The sequence below is a fragment of the Bacillus sp. SIMBA_026 genome (assembly GCF_046535335.1).
In the GTDB taxonomy this organism is placed as follows: Bacteria; Bacillota; Bacilli; order Bacillales; family Bacillaceae; genus Bacillus; species Bacillus velezensis.
Map to the genome: position 1 here is coordinate 1 of NZ_JAWRWX010000150.1, position 273 is coordinate 273.

General features: G+C 64.5%; 1 protein-coding gene. It reads right to left on the reverse strand.

Annotation, left to right across the window (positions count from 1 at the left end; genetic code table 11):
• On the reverse strand, positions 1-273 hold a 273-nt coding region (locus SB847_RS21015; protein ID WP_410578550.1), incomplete at both ends, for an FhaA domain-containing protein.

Genomic DNA, 273 nt, shown 5'->3' on the forward strand with positions numbered 1-273 from the left:
CCGTTGATATCCAGGACGGGCTGCAGGCGCACTGGCTGCCGGGCAGGGGCTGCCGGAACGTGGGCGGCGTGGGGCTGTGCAGGGGCGGCCGCATCCGACGTCGACTTCTCAGTCTTGGACGTAATCTCAAAATGTCCGGCCCGTTCCTGCTCATTGCGCCGGAAGGAGATTCGGACAGGTCCCTGAAGAATGTAGCCCTGGCTGCGCACGTGTTCGATGACTACGTCGCACAGTTCCTCCGCAAGGGGCGTTCCCCATTCCTGGGCCCTGGTG